Annotated in this window: 19 protein-coding genes; 15 read left to right on the top strand and 4 right to left on the bottom strand. The window is 71.8% G+C overall.

Annotated elements, in window-relative coordinates; translation table 11 throughout:
- Positions 1–95: 95 nt before the first annotated feature.
- The gene (locus OKX07_RS04295) at positions 96–1,391 is read left to right on the top strand and encodes a hypothetical protein (protein WP_265630623.1); all 1,296 of its coding nucleotides are present in this window, start codon (positions 96–98) and stop codon (positions 1,389–1,391) included.
- Between the two features lie 52 nt (positions 1,392–1,443).
- On the opposite strand, the gene OKX07_RS04290 is transcribed toward OKX07_RS04295, so the two are convergent.
- Entirely contained in the window at positions 1,444–2,769 is a 1,326-nt protein-coding gene (locus tag OKX07_RS04290; protein WP_265630622.1) for a UDP-glucose dehydrogenase family protein, read from the bottom strand.
- 65 nt (positions 2,770–2,834) lie between these two features.
- On the opposite strand from OKX07_RS04290, the gene OKX07_RS04285 reads away from it, so the two are divergent.
- Complete coding sequence (locus OKX07_RS04285; protein WP_265630621.1) at positions 2,835–3,284, top strand: VanZ family protein; 450 nt, start codon at positions 2,835–2,837, stop codon at positions 3,282–3,284.
- A gap of 6 nt (positions 3,285–3,290) precedes the next feature.
- Here the strand turns inward: OKX07_RS04285 and OKX07_RS04280 are convergent, their stop codons facing one another.
- Positions 3,291–3,992 carry a GntR family transcriptional regulator gene (locus OKX07_RS04280; RefSeq protein ID WP_265630620.1) on the bottom strand — a complete coding sequence of 234 codons (702 nt, stop codon included), beginning with the start codon at positions 3,990–3,992 and terminating at the stop codon, positions 3,291–3,293.
- Between the two features lie 247 nt (positions 3,993–4,239).
- Here OKX07_RS04280 and OKX07_RS04275 point away from each other — a divergent pair, with 247 nt between their 5' ends.
- The 12 genes from OKX07_RS04275 (at position 4,240) to OKX07_RS04220 (ending at position 16,234) form a co-directional block, all read left to right on the top strand.
- Complete coding sequence (locus tag OKX07_RS04275; protein ID WP_265630619.1) at positions 4,240–4,800, top strand: flavin reductase family protein; 561 nt, start codon at positions 4,240–4,242, stop codon at positions 4,798–4,800.
- Positions 4,800–6,047 carry an amidohydrolase family protein gene (locus OKX07_RS04270; RefSeq protein WP_265630618.1) on the top strand — a complete coding sequence of 416 codons (1,248 nt, stop codon included), beginning with the start codon at positions 4,800–4,802 and terminating at the stop codon, positions 6,045–6,047. Before OKX07_RS04275 ends, OKX07_RS04270 begins: the two co-directional genes overlap by 1 nt.
- On the top strand, positions 6,037–7,137 hold the full coding sequence (locus tag OKX07_RS04265; protein ID WP_265630617.1) for an ABC transporter permease: 1,101 nt from the start codon (positions 6,037–6,039) through the stop codon (positions 7,135–7,137). Before OKX07_RS04270 ends, OKX07_RS04265 begins: the two co-directional genes overlap by 11 nt.
- The gene (locus tag OKX07_RS04260; protein WP_265630616.1) at positions 7,134–8,018 is read left to right on the top strand and encodes an ABC transporter permease; all 885 of its coding nucleotides are present in this window, start codon (positions 7,134–7,136) and stop codon (positions 8,016–8,018) included. Before OKX07_RS04265 ends, OKX07_RS04260 begins: the two co-directional genes overlap by 4 nt.
- Complete coding sequence (locus tag OKX07_RS04255; protein ID WP_265630615.1) at positions 8,015–8,827, top strand: ABC transporter ATP-binding protein; 813 nt, start codon at positions 8,015–8,017, stop codon at positions 8,825–8,827. Before OKX07_RS04260 ends, OKX07_RS04255 begins: the two co-directional genes overlap by 4 nt.
- The gene (locus tag OKX07_RS04250) at positions 8,824–9,831 is read left to right on the top strand and encodes an ABC transporter ATP-binding protein (RefSeq protein ID WP_265630614.1); all 1,008 of its coding nucleotides are present in this window, start codon (positions 8,824–8,826) and stop codon (positions 9,829–9,831) included. The genes OKX07_RS04255 and OKX07_RS04250 overlap by 4 nt, the downstream gene beginning before the upstream one ends.
- Before the next feature lies 1 nt (position 9,832).
- Positions 9,833–11,482, top strand: a complete 1,650-nt coding sequence (locus tag OKX07_RS04245) for an ABC transporter substrate-binding protein (RefSeq protein WP_265630613.1) — start codon at positions 9,833–9,835, stop codon at positions 11,480–11,482.
- 71 nt (positions 11,483–11,553) lie between these two features.
- A complete protein-coding gene (locus OKX07_RS04240; protein WP_265630612.1) occupies positions 11,554–12,669 on the top strand; it encodes an LLM class flavin-dependent oxidoreductase in 1,116 nt (371 codons plus the stop codon).
- Positions 12,666–13,889: an MFS transporter gene (locus tag OKX07_RS04235; protein WP_265630611.1), complete on the top strand. Its 1,224-nt coding sequence runs from the start codon at positions 12,666–12,668 to the stop codon at positions 13,887–13,889. Before OKX07_RS04240 ends, OKX07_RS04235 begins: the two co-directional genes overlap by 4 nt.
- A gap of 40 nt (positions 13,890–13,929) precedes the next feature.
- Positions 13,930–14,436: an NADPH-dependent FMN reductase gene (locus OKX07_RS04230; protein ID WP_265630610.1), complete on the top strand. Its 507-nt coding sequence runs from the start codon at positions 13,930–13,932 to the stop codon at positions 14,434–14,436.
- Positions 14,433–15,515, top strand: a complete 1,083-nt coding sequence (locus OKX07_RS04225; RefSeq protein WP_265630609.1) for an acetamidase/formamidase family protein — start codon at positions 14,433–14,435, stop codon at positions 15,513–15,515. Before OKX07_RS04230 ends, OKX07_RS04225 begins: the two co-directional genes overlap by 4 nt.
- Entirely contained in the window at positions 15,512–16,234 is a 723-nt protein-coding gene (locus tag OKX07_RS04220; protein WP_265630608.1) for a YoaK family protein, read from the top strand. The genes OKX07_RS04225 and OKX07_RS04220 overlap by 4 nt, the downstream gene beginning before the upstream one ends.
- Positions 16,235–16,517: 283 nt before the next feature.
- On the opposite strand, the gene OKX07_RS04215 is transcribed toward OKX07_RS04220, so the two are convergent.
- Together OKX07_RS04215 and OKX07_RS04210 are read right to left on the bottom strand one after the other, a co-directional pair.
- Positions 16,518–17,999, bottom strand: coding sequence for an NCS2 family permease (locus tag OKX07_RS04215; protein ID WP_265630607.1), 1,482 nt, complete (start codon positions 17,997–17,999; stop codon positions 16,518–16,520).
- A 100-nt stretch (positions 18,000–18,099) separates the two neighbouring features.
- The gene (locus tag OKX07_RS04210; RefSeq protein ID WP_265630606.1) at positions 18,100–18,594 is read right to left on the bottom strand and encodes a CAP domain-containing protein; all 495 of its coding nucleotides are present in this window, start codon (positions 18,592–18,594) and stop codon (positions 18,100–18,102) included.
- 101 nt (positions 18,595–18,695) lie between these two features.
- Between OKX07_RS04210 and OKX07_RS04205 the strand changes: the two genes are divergently transcribed.
- A complete protein-coding gene (locus OKX07_RS04205; RefSeq protein ID WP_265630605.1) occupies positions 18,696–20,255 on the top strand; it encodes a polysaccharide biosynthesis tyrosine autokinase in 1,560 nt (519 codons plus the stop codon).
- Positions 20,256–20,257 lie beyond the last annotated feature (2 nt).

Here is a 20,257-nt window from a genome sequence, read left to right as displayed (position 1 = left end):
ACATCATGACCGACGGTCATGTTTTGACCCGCTCCGAGACTTGCGCGTCCCCCCGGACGTGCGCATACAGTCAGTTCCCGGGGGAGGGGACATCTATGCACGGGTCTGACTGGGAGGTCGCCAGCGGGGCGCTGGTGGCCGAGAACCTCATCGCGTCGGTCATCGACCCGGTGACGCATCGCGCGACCGCGGTGTCCCTCAGCTCCGAGTGCCATCGCATGCGGTCCGAGGACGCGGTGGTCTCCGTCATCACCCTCGCGTACGACACCGCGACCACCCGAGCGCTGCCGGGCCGCGCCCGTGGCCTCGACGTGGCCGAGCGCGTCCTGTGCCGCGAGCTGGACCGGTGGGCCGGCCCCTCGGGCAACGTCGTCGCGATCGGCGAGGCCGCCGCCGCGTACCTCGTCATGACCACGCCGGAAGAGGCGAGGACCATCCGGGCCCACCTGCCCGAGCTGACCACGCGCGTCGGCCACGGCGCCGGTCCGATGCCGCTGGTGTCCGCCGCCCAGGGCGCGTCGCACGACTCCTCCGACGTGGTCGCGCGCGCCCTCGAACGCCTGGTGCTCCCCCGCGGCGTCCTGCCCGTGCAGAACCACCTGTCCTCGACGGCCGCGTCGCGGCAGACGCTGTGGGACGCCGTGACGGGCGCGCGGTTCGGCAGCCAGGTGCGGATCCACGCCCTGGGCGTCGACCCCCTGCACGCCGGGCGCGCCGAGGCGCTGCTGTCGCTGACGCGGTCACCCCGCTACCTCGACACGGCCGTCGCCATCCACGCGGCCGTCCCCGGCATGGTCGGCCCCGACCGTGACACCGGACCCGTCGTCTGGGACGCGTCGTCCGTGCTCTCCGGGACCGGGATCGCGCGCCCGGACCTCGCACAGCTGCTGGTCGACCGCTGTCCGCCCGGGGTGTGGATCGGCGTGTCGTCGTGGATGGCGGCGCTCCCCGAGGTGATGCAGGCGCTGCGCACCCTGCGGTCCCGCGGGCACCGCGTCGTGCTCACGGCCTACGGCTCGGGCCGCGAGCCGCTCGCGGCGTTCGACGAGCTGCCCGTCGACGCGATCCTGCTCGACCCGCACCTCGAGCAGGGCGCCCACCTCGACATCGACGACCGCGTGGTCCACGCCGCGATCCTCGCCCACGCCGCCCGCAACGACGTCACCGTGCTGACGGCGACCCGCGGCGGGCTGGACATGAACCGGAGGCCCCTGCCCGCCCCGCGGCTGCGCACCACCGCCCCCCGCGGTCAGCTGCTCGAGCGTGCGCGCCTCGTCGGGCTGACGCTGCGGGAGACCGTCGTCCTGGTCAACGCCACACTGGGGCACGACCCCCTCGCGCCGCGGTGGGACCGGTACGACGTCGCCATGCACTGGGCGCAGACGGCCTGACGGCCGCGGGCCTGACGTCCACGGGCGTGACGGCCGCGGACCGGCCGACGGCTCAGGGGCGGCCGAGCGCCCGGTAGGTCCAGCCCGCCGCGCGCCACGCCTTGGGGTCCAGCACGTTGCGACCGTCCACGATCGCGCGGTGGTGGACGACCGCGCCGACGGCGTCGGGGTCGAGCTCGCGGTACTCGTCCCACTCGGTGGCGAGGACGATGACGTCGGCGCCCTGCGCGGCCTCGAGCGCGGTCGCCGCGTACGCGAGGTCCGGCCACTTGGCGCGGGCGTTCTCGACGGCCTGCGGGTCGGTCACCGTGACGTGCGCGCCCTGCAGCTGCATCTGCGCGGCCACCGACAGCGCCGGGGAGTCGCGCACGTCGTCGCTGTCGGGCTTGAACGCGGCGCCCAGGACGGCGACGCGCTTGCCGACGATCGAGCCGGCGCTGACCTCGCGCGCGAGGTCGACCATGCGGACGCGGCGGCGCATGTTGATCGCGTCGACCTCCCGCAGGAACGACAGGGCCTGGTCGACGCCCAGCTCGCCCGCGCGGGCCATGAACGCCCGGATGTCCTTGGGCAGGCACCCGCCACCGAAGCCGAGGCCGGCGTTGAGGAAGCGGCGGCCGATGCGGGCGTCGTACCCGATCGCGTCGGCGAGGCGCGTGACGTCGGCGCCGGTCGCCTCGCAGAGCTCGGCCATCGCGTTGATGAACGAGATCTTGGTCGCGAGGAACGAGTTGGCGGCGACCTTGACGAGCTGCGCCGTCGCGTAGTCGGTGACCACCAGCGGCGTGCCCTCGCCCAGCGGCGTCGCGTAGACCTCGTCGAGGAGCGCGCGGGCGGCCTCGCCCTGCGCGGTCGGCACGCCCTCGTCGTCCGTCGGCAGGCCGTAGACGAGCCGGTCGGGGTGCAGCGTGTCCTTGACGGCGAAGCCCTCGCGCAGGAACTCGGGGTTCCACACGAGCGTCGCGTCGGTGCCGGCCAGGCGCGCCGCGAGGTCCTCGGCGGTGCCGACGGGCACGGTCGACTTGCCGGCGACGACGTCGCCGGGCGCCAGGTGCGGGCGCAGGTCCTCGAACGCGGACTCGACGTAGGACAGGTCCGCGCGGAACTCGCCGTGCTTCTGCGGTGTCCCCACGCACAGGAAGTGGATGCGGGCACCCGCGGCGTCGGCCATGTCGGTGCTGAACGTCAGGCGGCCCGTGCCGGACACCTCCGCCAGCAGCTCGGGCAGGCCCGGCTCGTAGAAGGGGGCCGTCCCGGCCGCCAGGCGGGCGATCTTCGCGGGATCGACGTCGATCCCGACGACCTCGTGCCCGAGGGACGCCATGCTGGCCGCATGCACCGCCCCGAGGTACCCACAACCGATGACCGAGATGCGCACGTCCACTCCCCCGCTTCGAGACCGACCTCCGGGCAGCGTACCGGCGAGCGCCCGGCGGTCTGCGGGTGACCCCGGTCACAGGCCGGACGCGGACGCGGCTGCGCGTCCTGCTCGCCGTGTACCTGGCCGCCGTCGCGGTGGTGACGCTGCGCCCGGCACCGCCCGACGACGGCACGCTGGGAGTGGTGCGGACGGTCGTCGCGTGGCTCGTGCGCAGCGGGGCGCCGGTGACGTTCGGCGGCCTCGAGGCGGTCGCGAACGTCGTGATGTTCGTGCCGTTCGGGGTGCTGGTGGGGCTGCTGCTGCGGCGGCCGTGGTGGGTCGTGGTGCTGCTGGGCGCGACGACCTCGGCCCTGATCGAGACGATCCAGCGGTGGCTGCCGACGCGGTACCCGACGCTGCAGGACCTGGTGCTCAACACGCTCGGCGCGGCCGTCGGGGTGGTCGCGCTGCTGGTGGTGGTGCAGGTCCGCGAGGGACGCGGACGGCTGACGTCGGGTCCCGAGGGCCGCTGACCGGCATCAGCCGAAGATGCTGGTCAGGTCCACCTCGGTCTCGCTCTTCTCGAAGACCAACGAGGTCTCGACGTCCTTGAGGTGGCGCAGCATGATCTCGGCGGCCGCCGTGCTGTCGCCCTGCTCGATGGCGTCGGTGAGCAGCACGTGGTCGTCGGGCAGGCAGGCCGATGCGGTGGGGGCGTCGTAGAGCAGGATGATCAGCGACGTCAGGACGGTGAGCTCGCGCACCGTCCTGACCAGCAGGGTGTTGCCGGCCAGCTCGGCCGCGACGTTGTGGAACTCGACGGACAGCCGGACGATCGTCGACTTGTCGTTCTGCTCGATCGCGGCGTACTCGCAGGCGATGTGCTGCCGCAGCGCAGCGACGTCGGCCGGGCGACGGAGCTCGGCGAGCGTCTGGACGATGGCCGGCTCGATGATGCGCCGGGCTTCCAGCGTGTGCTGCGACTCCTCGACACCGGGCTGGGACACGAACGCACCGCGGTTGTGGAAGACCTCGACGATGCGGTCGTGCTCGAGCTGCGCCAGGACCTTGCGGATCCGCGCGCGGCTCACGCCGAAGATCGCGGCGAGCTTCTCCTCGGGCAGCTTCGTACCGGGCGGGAGCCGGCGCTCGAGGATCGAGTCGTAGATCCGCTGGTACACGCCGTCGGGCGTGTCGCCGCCCGTGGGAACGGGCGCTCCGCTGGAGCGGCGAGGCGGCATCGTGTGAGCCCTTTCGAGCGTGTGGTCGTGGCGCTGGCTGCGTCGCTGCTCTTCTACCAGAGATGACGCCCACGCCGCCCGCAAAGGTACAAGCACGCGCTCACTCGTCGCCACGGTGGGCAACGATTGGCGCCAATCCAGCGCGATAAGTTGACCAATCGGAAACACGCTGGACACCAACCGCCGCGACGAGGAGTGCACGCTGGACCCGCCAGCACCACCGGACGAGAGGCGGGCAGCCGTGGACGTGACCAAGCCGGACAAGTCGAGGTCAGAGCACCTGAGCGCTGAGTTCGCCGACATGTTCCTGCAGCCGGCGACGGCGCACTCCCAGCAGGTCCGCGAGGTCTTCAACAGCATCCCGACCGCCGTGGCCGCTCTGTGCGCGGTCGTCGACGGCGAGCCGCGGGGCATCGTGGCCACGTCCCTGGCCGTCGGCGTCTCCTACGACCCTCCGATGGTCTCGTTCTCGGCGCAGACGTCCTCGACGACCTGGCCCTACCTGCGGCGTGCCGGCCGGATCGGCCTGTCGATCCTCAGCGACGAGCAGATCGACGAGTGCCGGCAGATCGCCTCGAAGGCGGGCAGCCGCTTCGCCGACCTCGAGACGATGCCGACCGAGCGCGGCGGCCTGCTCGTCAAACGGGCGGCGGCATGGCTGGAGTGCTCGATCAGCGCCGTCGTCGCCGCCGGTGACCACGAGGTCGTGCTGCTGCAGGTCGAGGGCGTCGACATGCGTCCCGGGTCCGAGCCGCTGATCCACCACCGCGCCGGCTTCCGGAACCTCGCCGCCATGGCGGACGTCTGATGGCCGCGTCGTTCACCCTCACCTCGGTGCGGCTCGCCGACCGCAGCGGCCTCTGGGACCTCACCGTGACGGACGGCTACGTCCAGGCGATCACCGTCGCCGGCGCGTACCTGTCGCCGCACCCTCAGGTCGACGGTCGGCACCGCCTGCTGGTGCCCGGCTTCGTCGACATCCACGTGCACCTGGACAAGGCGTTCCAGCTGACCAGCCTGGAGCGAGCCCACGGGAGCGCCGGGAGCCTCGAGCAGGCGATCGAGTCCACCGCCCTGCTGCGCCAGTCCCTCGACCTGGCCGTCATCGAGCACAACGCCGACCGCGCGCTGCGCATGATGGTCGCCGGGGGCACCGTGGCCGCCCGGGTCCACGTGGAGATCACCGGCGCCTCCGACCCCGCCGCCGTCGGCATGCACCTCGGTCTCGCCGAGCGCCATCCCGAGATCGTCCTGGAGCTGACGGCCTTCGCCCAGCACGGCACGACGTCCGACGCGACGATCGTGCGCCGCATGGAGCAGGCCATGAGTGCCGGTTGCCGCGTCGTCGCGGGCTGCCCGTACGCCGATCCGGAACCGCTGCGTCACCTCGACCAGGTCATCGACCTGGCGCGCTCCTGGGACGCACCGATCGACCTGCACCTCGACCTGAGCGACCGCCCGGAGGACCTGCTCATCGAGGAGGTGGCGCCCCGGATCGAGCGGGCCGGGCTGCAGGGCAGGGCCGCGGTCGGGCACATGACCACGTTGACCGCCCTCGCGCCCGAGCGGGTGCGTGAGCTGGCAGCCGTCATCCGCGGCGCGGGGATCGCCGTGGTCGCCATGCCCACGACCGACCTCTTCCTCAGCGGGCGTGCGCAGGACGTCGCCCCCACCCGTGGTGTGACTCGCATCCAGGAGCTGGTCGACGCCGGCGTCTCCGTCGCCCTGGCCAGCAACAACCACGAGAACGCCTTCACCCCGGTCGCGATGCCGTCGCTCACCCACGCCGGGTGGCTGGCGTCGCTGACCAACTACATGAGCACGTCCGCCCGGCAGCTCGCCCTGCTCGACGCGATCACCACCGTGCCACGGTCCCTCCTGACCGGTCCGGTTCCGGGCATCGCCCTGGGGGACGTGGTCGGCGGCGCCCTCTTCGACGTCGAGTCGCCCGTCGACCTCATCCGCTCGGCGGCCCGCCCCACCGACCTGGTCTCGGCTGCGCACGGCGTCACGTCGGCCACGACGACGAGGGCGGAGAACGCCCATGTCGGCTAGCGCCCTCCTGACGCGGCCGGGCCGCAGCCACGAGCGACCCGACGGTGCGCAACGCCCGGTCCGCACCACCCGCCTCGGGCCCGTCCTGCGGCTCGTGGCACGCCGGGCGTCGGGCGCGCTGCTCGTCGTCCTGGGCGTCGTCACGATCACCTTCCTGCTGACCCGCGTGTTCATCGCCGACCCCACCAACATGTTCGTCTCCCCGACGGCGGACGCCCAGGAGCGCGCACGGGTGCGGGAGGCGATGGGGCTGAGCGACCCCCTCGTCACCCAGTACCTGCGGTTCCTCGGCGACCTGGTGCAGGGCGACCTCGGGCGCTCCTTCCTCACGGGTCGCCCCGTGGTCACCGACCTGATGGACCGGCTGCCCGCCACGCTCGAGCTGGCGCTGTACGCCCTGGTCGCCGGCACGGTGATCGGGATCGCGGCCGGCGTGATCGCCGCGGTCACCGAGGGCTCCTGGTTCGACCAGCTCGTCCGCATGATCTCGGTCGCGGGTCTGGCCCTGCCCCAGTTCTGGGTCGGTCTCATGCTGATCTGGATCTTCTTCGTGGTGCTCGGTGTCGCGCCCGGGCCGACGGGTCGGCTGCCCATCGGCGTGGAGGGTCCGCCCACCGTCACCGGGCTCCTGGCCGTCGACTGCATCCTCACGGGCAACTTCGCGCTGCTGGGTCCGGTGCTGGGCCAGCTCTGGCTGCCCGTCCTGACGCTGGGCTACGGCATCTTCAGCCCCATCGCCCGTGGCGTGCGGTCCGCCATGGTGCTGGCGCTGCGTGCCGACTACGTCCGGACCGCGCGGTCGTTGGGGCTCTCGAGGAGCCGCACCTGGTTCGTCTACGCGCTCAAGAACGCACTGCTCCCGGTCCTCACCATGATCGCCGGGACCATCGGCTGGGCCTTCTCCGGTGCCGTGCTCGTGGAGGGCGTGTTCGCCTGGCCCGGTGTCGGGCAGTACGCGCTCGGCGCGATGCAGGCCTCCGACTTCCCCGCGGTGCAGGGCTTCGTGCTCTACGCCGCCGTCCTCTACGTGGTCATCTACCAGCTGACCGACCTCGCCTACGTGGCGGCCGACCCGAGGATCCGGCCATGACGACGGTCCAGGAAGCCCTCACCCTCGCCGGCTCCGCTCCCGCCGTCGAGCCGCGCCGTCGCAGACGGCGCACCAAGGGACGCTGGGCGCTCCCGGCGGGCCTCGCGCTGCTCGGCGTGCTGCTGGGGAGCGCGCTGCTCTCGAAGGTGTGGACGCCGTACCCGCCCGATGCGACAGGCGTCGGCCCGGTGTACGCACCGCCGAGCGCGGAGCACTGGTTCGGCACCGACCGCGTGGGTGCCGACGTGTTCTCGCGCACCGTGGCGGCGGGCCTCACCGACGTCTCCATCACCATCGCCGTGGTGGCCCTCGCGCTCACGGTCGGGACCCTGTGGGGTGCGCTCGCCGGGTTCTACGGCGGCATTCTCGACGCCGTCACCCTGCGACTGCTCGAGGTGGTCCAGGCCTTCCCCGCCCTGCTGCTGGCGATGCTGGCCGTGGCCGTGGCCGGACCGGGACTGCTCAACGTCGTCCTCGTCGTCGCGATCATCCCGTTGCCCGACTACGTCCGGCTCGCTCGAGCCGACGTGCTGTCCAAGAAGAACTGGCAGTTCGCCGAGGCGGCCCGGATGGTCGGCAACCGGCCGGTCGTCGTGCTCTTCAAGCACCTCGTGCCCAACAGCATGCGCCCGCTGCTCGCCTTCGCCTCGATCAGCGCGTCGTGGGTGACCGGCAACATCGCGGCGCTGGGGTACGTGGGCCTGGGCATCGAACCGGGGTCCGCCGAGTGGGGCTCGATGATCTCCCGCGGGCAGGACGCCATCGTGAGCGGCGACTGGTGGATCTCGTTCTTCCCGGGCGTGGCCATCCTGCTCCTCTGCATCTCCTTCCACCTGATCGGTGACGGGCTCTCGGACAAGAACGCGGGTGAGAGGCGATGAGCGACCAGGCGCCCGACGAGCTGCTCGTGGTGCGGAACCTGTCCGGCGGCTTCCGCAACGGCGACGAGCTCACGCCGGTCCTCGACGACGTCTCCCTGTCCCTGCGCACCTCCCGGCTGACCGCGATCGTCGGCGAGACCGGCAGCGGCAAGTCGGTGACGGCGCTGGCGATCCTCGGCCTGCTCCCGCCGCAGTTCGAGCGCACCCAGGGCTCCATCGAGCTCGCGGGCATCGACCTCTGCGGGCTCGGGGAGAAGCAGCTGCGGGGCCTGCGGGGCTCCCGCATCGCCATGGTCTTCCAGGACGCGCGTGCGGCCCTCAACCCCGTGCTCACCGTCGGCCGGCAGCTGATGGACGCCTGCCGGGCGCACCGGGACCTCAGCAGCGCGGAGGCCCGGAGCGAGGCCGAGAACGCTCTGCGCAGCGTTCAGGTCCCGGAACCCCGGCAACGGATGAAGCAGTACCCGCACGAGTTCTCCGGCGGCATGGCGCAACGCGTGATGCTCGCCCTGGCGCTGATCTGCGAGCCGGAGCTGCTCATCCTCGACGAGCCCACGACCGGCCTCGACGTGACGATCCAGGCGGACATCATGGACCTGATCGTCGAGCTGACCCGCACGCGCGGGCTGACCGCCTGCCTCATCACCCACGATCTCGGGGTGGTCGCAGAGACGTGCGACGACGTGGTCGTGATGTACCGGGGCCGGGTGCGTGAGACCGGGTCCTGCCACGACATCCTCACCCGTCCGCAGGACGCCTACACCCAGGCGCTGGTCGCCTCGAGCCGATTCGACGAGGTCGTCCGATGACAAGTCCCGTCCTGAACGTCGTCGACCTCCACAAGGAGTTCCGGGTCAAGCGAGGCGGGCACGCCCGCGTCCTCACCGCCGTCGACTCGGTCTCGGTCGACATCGTGGCCGGCGAGACCGTCGCCCTGGTCGGGGAGAGCGGGTCCGGCAAGTCGACGGCGGCGCGCTGCATCGCCCGCCTCATCGAGCCGACCAGCGGTTTCGTCGCCGTGGACGGGCGCAGGCTCGGGGACCTCACCTTCCGGGCGCTGTCCAGGGCGTACGGCGACATCCAGATGGTCTTCCAGGACCCGAACTCCTCGCTCAACCCGCGGATGACCGTGCGGACGGTGCTCGCCGAGCCCTTGCGCCTGCACACCTCGCTCGACGCCCGGGCGCGCGAGGCCAGGTCGCTGGAGCTGCTGGAGGCGGTCGGCCTGCAGGCCGAGCACCTCGACCGCTATCCCTCCCAGCTCAGCGGGGGGCAGCGGCAGCGCGTGGGCATCGCCCGAGCACTCGCGGTGCGGCCGAAGGTCCTGCTCCTGGACGAGCCGACGGCCTCGCTCGACGTGTCGGTACGCGGTCACGTGCTCGCGCTGCTCGAGCGGCTGCAACGGGAGTACGACATGGCCTACCTCTTCATCAGCCACGACCTCGACGTCGTGCGTCGCATCGCCGACAAGGTGCTCGTCATGTACCTCGGCGGCATCGTCGAGGCGGGCACCACCGAGGACATCTTCGACCGGCCGCAGCACCCGTACACCCGCGCCCTGCTCGCCGCTGCGCCCCGGCTCGAGCCGGGGCCGAGGGGCGAGCGGTTCCGGCTCTCCGGTGAGACCCCGAGCCCCTTCGACGTCGGGCAGGGCTGCCGGTTGGCGGGCCGCTGCCCCTTCGTCCGGGACTCCTGCCGCGAGGCGCGGCCCCCTCTCGTCGACGTGTCCCCCACGCACGTCGTCGCCTGCCCTGTCGTGCTCGACGAGGAGACCGGCACCGCACCGCCCTTCCCCTCCCCCGAAAGGAACTGAGATGGAGACATCAGCACGAGCACGCCGGTGGCAGCTCGGCACGGCACTGGCGGCGACCGCTGCCCTCGCCCTGGCAGGCTGCGCCGGGACGAGCGACGCAGCGGCCCCCACGTCCGGCGCCGGGACCGACGCGGTCATCACCGCGTGGCCCACCGACGTCACGACCCTCGACCCGGCGCAGGCCTCCTCGGCCCAGGACTGGGAGATGAGCACGAACGTCTACCAGGGCCTGGTCATGCCGAAGTGGTCGGAGACCGCCTCCGGGTCCCTGATGTGGGGAGGGCTGGATCTCGCGCCTGCGCTCGCCGAGTCGTGGGAGCTCGACGGCTCCTCGGCCACCTTCACGCTCCGGGACGACGTGACGTTCCACCCGTCGGGGAACCCCCTGACGGTCGACGACGTCATCTTCTCCTTCTCGCGACCGTTCGAGCTCAACCGCACCGGCGACCTGAACAACGGCGGCCTCTACGGCATCGACCAGTTCACGAAGGTCGACGACCACACCCTCACCGTCAGCTTCGAGAACAGGGACGGCGCGCCGATCCCGGCCACCCCGACGCTGATGCAGACGTTCCGCATGCCGACCTTCGGCATCGTCGACTCGGTCCAGGCCGCCGAGCACGTGACGTCGTCCGACCCGACCGCGTCGCAGTGGCTCGCCGAGAACGTGGCCGGGACGGGCCCCTACTACGTCAAGAGCCGCACCCCGGGCGAGGAGATCACCATCGAGGCGGTGCCCGACAACCCCGTCGTGACCCCCGGCGTCCCGTCGGTGACCGCACGCATCATCAACAGCGGCAGCGTCGCGGCGCTGCTCAAGGGCGGCTCCATCAACCTCGCGTCGTACGGGCTGTCCGAGAAGGACGTCAACGACCTGGACACCGCCGGGATGGACGTCGTCCACGAGAAGACGCCGGAGTTCACGTACCTCCAGCTCGCCACGGAGGCCGGCCCCCTGGCCGACCCGCTGGTACGCCAGGCCATCGGGTACGCGATCCCGTACGAGCAGATCATCGACTCCGTCTTCTTCGGCCGTGCCGAACGGGCGACGTCCTACGTCAACTCGGCTGCGCCCGGGTACGCGGAGACGTTCGCGAGGTACACCTTCGACATCGACGAGGCGAAGGAGCTGATGGCGGACGCCGGCGACCCCGCCGTGACCGTCCCGCTGCACTTCAACAACTCCGACTCGACGCTCGAGGACATGGCGATCCTGCTGAAGGACAACCTGGCGCAGATCGGCGTGACCCTGGAGCTGCGCCCCGAGACGCCGGCCGCGTTCGCGGACCTCATCACGTCCCGTGCGATCGACGGCGAAGGCTCCCCCGACGCCCTGCTGGTCAAGTGGAGCTCCTGGGTCGACGACCCGAAGACCCCGATCGGGTACGCCACGGCCACCGGAGGCGTCAACAACTACTCGATGTGGTCGGACCCGCGGGTCGACGAGATCGTCGCGACCAACCAGTACGCGGAGTTCACCGACGAGCGTGCCGCCTCCTACGAGGAGGCGCAGGAGATCGTCGCGGACGCGGCGCCGCTCCTGCCGATCGCCCGCGTCGGCAGGACGGTCGTCATGGCGCCCGGGTTCACGAACGCCTCGTTCGCACCCGAGTTCGGGCTCCGCTACTGGACGTTGAAGCCGAGCGAGTAGCCACCAGCACGCCCGAGGTGGCGCGGTCGCCGCGGTGCGACCGCGCCCCCTCGGGCGGGACACCTGTCCGCGTGTCCCGTCCGTCCTTCACCACGACCTTCACCACCACGGCAAGGAGAGTCCTCATGCGCCTCGGCGTCTTCCTCCCGACGGGCAACAACGGTTGGATCCTGTCGGAGACGGCACCCCAGTACATGCCGACGTTCGCCCTCAACCAGGGCATCGTCAGCCGTGCCGAGTCCTTCGGGTTCAGCCTCGGGCTGGGCATGATCTCGTTCCGCGGCTACGGGGGCAGCACCGAGCACTGGGACTACACCTCGGAGCCGGTCACCCAGACCGCGGCGGTGCTCGCGACCACGAGCAGCATGACGATCTTCGCGTCCGTGGGTGTCCTGTCGATCCACCCTGCGATGGTCGCGAGGATGGCGGCCACGATCAACGACGTCGCGCCCGGCCGGTTCGGCATCAACATCACGACGGGCTGGCACCGCGCGGAGTACGCGCAGATGGGCATGTGGCCGGGCGACGACTACTTCGGGTACCGCTACGACTACGCCACGGAGTACGCCACCATCCTCCGCGAGCTGCTCGAGACCGGGCACTGCGACTTCACGGGGAAGCACTTCCAGGTCGAGGACTGCCGTGTGGGCTTCCACCCCGAGAACCACGTGCCGATCGCCGCCGCGGGAGCATCCGAGCGTGGGCGCCGGTTCGCCGCCCAGTTCGCGGACTACAACTTCACGATGGCCAAGGACACCGAGGGCATCCGTGCCGCGCAGGCGCAGATCCACGCCGCCGCCGGCGAGAACGGGCGGGACGTCCGCATCCTCACGCAGCGGTCCGTCATCCTCGACGACACCGACGAGCTCGCCCTCAAGCGCATCGAGCACATCAACGCGGGTGCCGACTCCGTGGCCCTGGCGAACCAGAAGGGCCACTACGCCGTCGACTCGTCCGGTACCAGCTCGGCGGCCGCGGAGGCGTCGATCGCGACCTACCAGGCGGTGGACCCGGGCTCGGCCTCGCTCTTCGCCGGGTCCCCCGCGACGGTGGCCCGCAAGGTGAACGCGCTGGCGGCGGTGGGCGGCATCGACGGGCTGCTCTTCAGCTTCGACGACTTCGGCGAGGGGCTGGATCGGTTCGGTGACGAGGTGGTGCCGCTGCTCGACTTCGACATCGCGCAGTGAGGCGGCGTCTGGACCCGGGGTCCGGTCGCGCCCTGCTCCTGGTCTTCCTCTTCGTCGGCGCCGACACGCTGATGCAGACGCTCCTGCCGCTGTCGCTCGAGGCAGCCGGTGCCGCGAGCCCGGCGGTGATCGGGGTGATGGTCGCGGTGGTCAACGGGATCGGCCTGGTGACCGCGTTGCCGGCGTCGGCCTACGGCGACCGCCGGGGCCGACGGCGGGTGATCCGCGTCGCGGCAGGCGTCGGCGTGACCGCGGCGGTGGGGATGGCCGCCGTCCACGACCGGAGCAGCCTGTGGTTCTGGCTCCTGCCGATCCTGGTGTACGGCCTGGTGCGCGTCGCCATGATGGCCGCGCTGCTCGCGGAGGTCACCACCAGCGGACGGCCCGTCGAGATCCAGGGGCTCAACAGCCTGGCCCAACGCGGAGCCGCAGCGCTGGCGGCCGCCGCCGCCGCCGCACTGATCGCGCAGGGGGCGTGGGCGGTCGGGATGGTCGCGGCGGCCGTGTGCCTCGCGCTCATGCTTCCCGTCGTGAAGGCGCCGCTCGGGCGCAGCCTGACGCAGGTGGGACCCACTCCGGGCGAGGCGTTCGGCTTCGGCTGGCGGTTGGTGAGTCGCGAGCGTGCCGTGCTCGGCTCCTCCCTGGTCGCCCTGTGCTCGATGGCGCTGTTCGTCGTCGGTAACTCGTTCTTCGCGCTGGCGATCGGGGGCGACATCCGGGGCAGCGCCGGACTGGTCGCCGCGTTCCTCGTCTCCCGGGACGCCACCTCGATCGTGCTGAGCCCGCTGCTCGGCAGGATCGTCCGACGGATCGGGCTGACCGCGGCGGTGCTGGGCGTCGGAGTCTGCGGTGCCGCCGGTCTCGCGCTGCTGGTGGTGGCACCCCAGCACGTGCCCGTGGTCGTCCTGAGCGCAGCGCTCCAGGGTGTCTCCGTCTCCCTGTGCATCGCCACCACCAACCTGCTCGCCATGGCGACCGTGACCGACATGCCGTCCGGCCCGAGCGTCCGGGTCGCGGCGATGAGCGCGTGGCCGAGCCTGGGCGGTCTCGTCCTCCCGGTGGTCCTGGGTGTCCTGCTCGAGGTCCGCGGCGCCGGTCTGATGTTCCTGGCGTCGGCGTGCCTCGTCCTGGCGACCGGCTGCACCGCCTGGTGGCTCGTGCGGCACTCGGTGCTCGCCGAGCCGGAACCCGCCGCACCCCTGTCGCGGGCGGTCGTCTGATCCGCTCCGCCACCCGTCGGACCTCAGGGAAGGACCTGTCATGACCACCGCGATCGTCGTGGGCAACCCCAAGCGGGACTCACGCACCCTCGATGCCGCCACGCGGCTCCACCGGGCCCTGCTCGGGGCGGACGCCGACCTCGTGCTGGAGCTGCCCGACCTCGGGCCCGGGCTGCTCGGCTGGGGCGACCCCGCGGTCGCCGGGGCGGTCGGTGCGGTGCGCGCCAGCTCGCTCGTCATCGTGGCCTCGCCGACCTTCAAGGCGACCTACTCGGGGCTGCTCAAGCTGTTCCTCGACCAGATCCCGGGCGGTGAGGGGCTGCGGAGCACCGTTGCGGTGCCCCTCATGCTCGGTGCGGGTGCGGCCCACGCCCTGGCCCCCGACCTGCTCCTCAAGCCGGTCCTGGTCGAGCTCGGTGCGGTCACCCCGGCTCCGGGCCTGTACCTCTCCGACGCGACGTACGTCGACGACGGTGCGATCGACCGCTACGTCGAGCGGTGGGGGAGGTCGCTGCGCGACGCGCGCCGAAGCCTCGAGGGGACATGACCGCCGCTCGGACGTCCCCCTTCCTGCAACCGCACCAGGGGCTGATCACCGCTGACACGTACCTGCCTGCCGGACCGGAGACGAGCCTGTGGGGGCGTCTGCCCTGCGAGGCCGACGAGCCGGTGCTGACCGTGGCTGCCGGGGACCGGGTCACGCTGGACACGATCAGCCACGAGGGCATCCTCGAGGACCAGGGCCGCGACCCGGAGGCGTTCTTCGGTGCTCACGGCGTGACGGACGTGCTCTCCGACGCCGTGGCGCTGGCGCGCAGCGCGTACCCGCGCGAGATCGGGGTCGACGGTCCGCACGTCGTGACACGACCGATCGCCGTGGAGGGCGCCCGACGCGGTGACGTCCTGGCCATCACGGTCGAGGAGACGCTGCCCCGGGTGCCCTACGGCGTCATCTCCAACCGGCACGGCCGCGGAGCGCTCGCCGGCACGTACCCGCTCGAGGGCGCCGAGCTGTTCAGCGCCTTCGCGCAGGTGAGCGAGGACGGCCGGTACGGGCTCCTCCCCCGCCACCCCGGCCAGGACCTCAGCGTGCGGTTCGAGCTGGCGCCCTTCTTGGGCGTCATGGGGGTCGCCGTGCCCGGTGACCAGCGACCGCACTCGGTGCCGCCCGGCCCGCACGGCGGCAACATCGACATCCGGCTGCTCACCGCCGGGAGCACCCTCTACCTCCCGGTCCAGGTGGACGGCGCGCTCGCCTACGTCGGCGACCCCCACTTCGCCCAGGGCGACGGGGAGGTGAGCCTCACCGCCATGGAGGCGAGCCTCCGCGCGACCGTCAGGCTCGACGTCATCGCCCGCGAGGAGTCGCTCCGCGCCTTCGGCGAGCTGACGGGCCCCCTCGCGGAGACCACCGAGCTCCTCGTCCCGACCGGGATGGACGAGGACCTCGACGAGGCCGTGCGCCGTGCCGTCCGCGCCGCGATCGCCCTGATCCAGGCGCGGTTCGACATGGACCCCCGGCTGGCCTACGCCTACCTGAGCGCCGCCACCGACTTCCGGATCAGCCAGGTCGTCGACGTCGTCAAGGGCGTGCACGCGACGATCCGGAAGGCGGACTTCCTGTGACCACCCCGCGACCGAGCCATGTCCGGGCCTTCGACGTCGACCACGTCCCTGTGGTCGTCGTCCCCGAGCGGTTGCGGCTGTGGCTGATGATGCTGCTGACGTTCGTCACCGGGGTCGTGGACGTGGTCGGCTACCTGGGGCTGGACCAGGTCTTCACCGGCAACATGACCGGCAACGTGGTGATCCTGGCCATGGGTCTCGCCGGCGCGAGCACCCTGCCCGTCGCGGGTCCCCTCCTGGCGACGACCGGCTTCCTGGCCGGGGCGGCGGTCGCCGGTGCCGTGCTGGGACGGTCGCCGAACGGCTGGAACCGGCGCGTGACGGTGCTGCTCGGCGTCGGTGTGCTCGTCCTGCTCGCCGCAGGGACGATCCTGGTCCTCGAGCCGGGCGCCGGGGGCAGTGCGGTCGGCGTCGCGCTGGCTGCGACGATCGCGCTGCACATGGGGTCCCAGGCGCTCATCGCCCGCCATCTGGCCGTCAAGGACATGACGACCGTGGTCATCACCTCGACCATGACGTCTCTGGCCGGGGAGTCGTGGCACGGCAAGGCCGGGCCGCGGTGGCTGAACCGCCGGACAGGTGCGATCGCGATGATGTTCCTCGGCGCGTCGATCGGGGCGGTGCTGCTGCTGTTCGTGCACATCAGCGTGCCCGTCTTCGTCGGTGCCGGGCTGACGGCGCTCGTGGTCCTGCTCGGCGCCCGGCGCTGGGCCGGCTAGCGGACCGGACGACGCGTCACCGTCGTCACCTGGCCGGCACCGGTCCGGCCCCAGGGGTTACTGACAGGCCTGTCAGTGTGATTGGCTCGGCCTCGTCCCGCTGTGGATCTCGATGGAGAGCGGCCACGTCGACGACACCACCCCACGTTCGTCACCGCCACCCCTCGTTCCTTCCCCTGGCGGTGACGAGCAGCACCCGGCCACGAACGGGTGCACCACGGGCCGGGACCCGCGCGCTGCGCGGGTCCCGGCCCGTCGGGTGTGCGGGGGTCAGACGTCGAGGTCAGACGCCCAGGACGTCGCGGATGGGCCCGAGCGCGAAGTAGACGACGAACGCGGCGGCCGCGCCCCACATCAGCGGGTGCACCGTCCGCGCCCGGCCGAGCGCGAGCTTCACGACGACGAACGCGATGAAGCCCGCGCCGATGCCGACCGTGATGGAGTACGTGAACGGCATGAGCGCGAGCGTGAGGAACGCGGGGATCGCGATCTCCGGGGACTTCCAGTCGAGGTCGGCGACCTGCGTGACCATGAGGAAGCCGACGACGACGAGGACGGGCGCCGCCGCCTCGGACGGGACCATCGCGACCAGCGGCGACAGGAACGTCGCGAGCAGGAACGCGATGCCGGTGACGACGGACGCGAGGCCCGTGCGGGCGCCGTCGGCGACCCCGGACGTGGACTCCACGTAGGCGGTGTTGGACGACACGGACCCCATGCCACCGGCGACGGCGGCCAGGGAGTCGACGACGAGGATCTGCTGCGTGCGCGGGGGGTTGCCGTCCTCGTCGAGGAGCCCGGCCTCCTGGCCGACCGCGACCATCGTGCCCATCGTGTCGAAGAAGTCCGCGAGCAGGATCGAGAACACCAGCAGGACGACGGCCAGGATGCCGATCTTGCCGACCGCGCCGAGCAGCGAGAACTGACCGAGGAGCGACAGGTCGGGCAGGTCGATGAAGGACGACGGCAGCGAGGGCACGTTCTGGTGCCAGCCCGTGGGGTTGTCGTCACCCGCCGGGCCGACGTTGGCGACTGCCTCGACGACCAGCGCGAGGAGCGTCGTGCCGACGACGGCGATCAGCAGCCCGCCGCGCACCTTGCGGACCAGCAGGACGATCGCGGCGATCAGGCCGAGGACGAACACCGCCACGGGCCAGCCGGCCAGCGAGCCGCCGGACCCGAGCTCGAGCGGCGTGCCCGCGCCCGTCCGGACGAAGCCCGCGTTGACGAAGCCGATGAGCGCGATGAACAGGCCGATGCCGACGCCGATGGCGACCTTCAGCTCCCGCGGGACCGCCCGGAACACGGCGGTGCGGAAGCCCGTCAGCACGAGCACGAGGATGACCAGGCCCTCGAGCACGACGATGCCCATGGCGTCCGCCCACGTCATGCCCGGCAGCTGCGCGACCGTGTACGCGACGACGGCGTTGAGGCCCAGACCGGCGGCCAGCGCGATCGGGAAGTTCGCGACGACGCCCATGAGGATGCTCAGGACCCCGGCGACCAGGGCCGTGGCCGCCGCGATCATCGCGAGGTTCGGGGCGTCGCCGCCGCCGAGGAACTCGCCCGTGCTGTCCGGCAGCGTGCCGATGATGAGCGGGTTGAGGACGATGATGTAGCTCATCGTGAAGAAGGTGACGAGACCGCCGCGGATCTCGGTACCGATGCTGGAGCCGCGCTCCGTGATCTTGAAGAAGCGGTCGACGGCGCTGCGCGGGGGCGCGGGCGTCTCGTCGGTCTGCTCCGTGGGGGACGTAGTCGACATGGGGCGAAGTGTGGCAGAGCAGCCGGGGCTCGCGTGACGCTTCCGCGGGCCCGTGACTCGGCCGTGACCCCAGGGTGTGCGGACGGCGACGGGCGACCGCTCAGCGCCCGAGGAACACCTGGGAGCAGACCAGGTCGGGACCGTCGGGGGCGCACGCGACGCCGATCTGCATCAGGTCGGGGTCGAGCAGGTTGTTGCGGTGCCCCGGGGAGTCGAGCCAGGCGGCGACGACGTCCTGCGCCGGGGCGCTCGCACGGCTCAGGTTCTCCGCAGCCCGGGAGACCCCGCACGTCCGGATGACGCCGTCCATCGGGGCGTGCGCGAGGTCGGCGGCACCGACGAGGTCCGCCGCGCGGTCGGCGGCAGCCTGTGCCGCGCACGCGCTGACCTGCAGCGCGGGCAGGTCGTCCGCGACGCGGGCCGTGTTGGTGCTCTCGACGACGGCCACGGCGTACGCGCCCGGGTCGAGGCTCTCGGTGGCCGACGCAGCCGGCGCGCTCGTCGTCGGCTCGGGGGTCGGAGCGCCGTCGCACCCGGTGACGAGCAGCGGCAGGACGAGCAGCACCGCGAGGACCCCGCCACTCTTTGGTGTCACCGTCACATGGTCTCAGACTGGCGTCATCCCTTTTGCGTGAGACGATGTCGCTTGCGCTTCGAGCACGTCGTTCGTCCGCAGCCCGGGGGGGTTCATCAACTGTGGAGTTCCAGGACTACCTGTCGATCGTCCGTAAGCGATGGGTCTCGATCTTCCTGATCGCCGCACTCGTCACCGCCGCCGCCGTCGCCGCGACGCTCGCGGCCACACCGCTCTACCAGGCCCACGCGCAGGTGTACGTGTCGGTCCGGACGTCGGGAACGACGGCTGACCTGCTGCAAGGCAGCAACTTCACGCAACGTCAGGTGAGCTCGTACGCCGAGCTGGCCACGACGCCACGCGTCCTCGTGCCGGTGATCGAGCACCTCGACCTGCCGACGACGCCCGACGCGCTCGCCGGGTCGATCGTCGCGGGCTCCATGCTCGACAGCTCGCTGATCAACATCCGCGTCACGCACTCGGACCCGAGCACGGCGAGCGACATCGCCAACTCGACGGCCGAGAGCCTGGCGAGCGAGGTCGGCGACCTCGAGCGGCCCGAGGGCGGGGTGTCCCCCGTGCAGATCAGCACGGTCCGCGTCGCGACCCCGCCCGAGTCGCCGTCGTCCCCGAACACGACGCGCAACCTCGCGCTCGGGGTCCTGGTGGGCCTCGGCCTCGGGTTCGGCGTCGCGGTGCTCCGCGAGCTGCTGGACACGCGCGTCCGCACCGAGGACGACGTGCGCGCCGTCACGGACATCTCCGTGATCGCGACGATCCCCGTCGACGACGACGCCGAGGCGCACCCGCTGATCCTGCAGGCGAGCCCGCACAGCCAGCGCGCGGAGTCGCTGCGCCGGCTGCGGACCAACCTGCAGTTCCTCGACGTGTCCGGCGGGCCGCAGATGTTCGTCGTGACCTCGGCGCTCCCCGTCGAGGGCAAGTCGACGACGTCGATCAACCTGGCCATCGCGCTGGCCGACGGCGGCGCCCGCGTCGCGCTCGTCGACGCCGACCTGCGTCGACCGTCCGTCGGCAAGTACATGGGCCTCGAGGGCGCGGCCGGCCTGACGACCGTGCTGATCGGCCGGGCGACCATCGAGGACGTCATCCAGCCGTGGGGCAACGGCAAGCTGCACGTGCTGCCGTCGGGGCAGATCCCGCCGAACCCGAGCGAGCTGCTCGGGTCCCGCGCGATGGCGGACCTGCTGGCGCACCTCGCCGCCAACTACGACGTGGTCCTCATCGACACCCCGCCGCTGCTCCCTGTCACGGACGCGGCGATCCTCGCGCGACTGACGAGCGGCGCACTGCTGGTGGTCAGCGCGGACAAGCTGCACCGCCACCAGCTCAAGGAGTCGATCGGCGCGCTGGAGGCGGTGGGCGCCCGCATCCTCGGGATCGTCATCAACCGCCTCGAGCGCAAGCAGAGCGCCGCGTACTCCTACTACGACTACACCCCGGCCGCGCCCGACGGCGAAAAGACCGTGAAACGGGCAGGTCGGACAGAACCGACAACCACCGGGCGAATTCCTGTGGCTCATGCACGCGTGGGTCAGAAGCGCTCTGCCCGCCGGACCAACCGGCCGCCGGTGACAAATGTGGTCAATACCCTCGATGACACCATCGGGGAGCAGAATGCCACACTTGTAACTCGATGGCCAGGGGAACCCCGGGAGTGATA

The sequence above is a fragment of the Cellulomonas sp. S1-8 genome (genome assembly GCF_026184235.1).
Taxonomy (GTDB): Bacteria; Actinomycetota; Actinomycetes; order Actinomycetales; family Cellulomonadaceae; genus Cellulomonas.
Note: the sequence above shows the minus strand (reverse complement) of the source record. Positions and strands in the feature narration are given on the sequence as shown.